This is a genomic window from Gemmiger formicilis (genome assembly GCF_024462815.1).
Taxonomy (GTDB): domain Bacteria; phylum Bacillota; class Clostridia; order Oscillospirales; family Ruminococcaceae; genus Gemmiger.
Genome location: NZ_JANGCG010000061.1, coordinates 1 through 379, shown reverse-complemented (window position 1 = coordinate 379; position 379 = coordinate 1). Strand labels below are relative to the sequence as shown.

Genomic DNA, 379 nt, shown 5'->3' with positions numbered 1-379 from the left:
CGAATGGCATGGGAAGGCCAACCAAAGAGTGTGAGAGTCACGTAGATGAAAGCGATGAGAGATGCGCGAGTTCCAGAGTACGGCCAGACACGTGAAACCTGGTCGGAAGATGGGGGGACCACCCTCCAACCCTAAATACTACCCAGTGACCGATAGCGTATAGTACTGTGAAGGAAAGGTGAAAAGGACCCCGGGAGGGGAGTGAAAGAGAACCTGAAACCTTGTGCCTACAAGCACATAGAGCACATCAACGTGTGATATGGTACTTTTTGTAGAACGGTCCGGCGAGCGATTGTACGTTGCGAGCTTAAGCGCTTAAGGCGCGGAGGCGTAGCGAGAGCGAGTCTGAACAGGGCGTTCAGTAACGTGCAATGGGCCC

General features: G+C 53.6%; 1 rRNA gene. It reads left to right on the top strand.

The window, feature by feature from the left end:
- A 23S ribosomal RNA gene (locus NE623_RS14500) occupies nt 1-379 on the top strand; the annotation flags it as partial.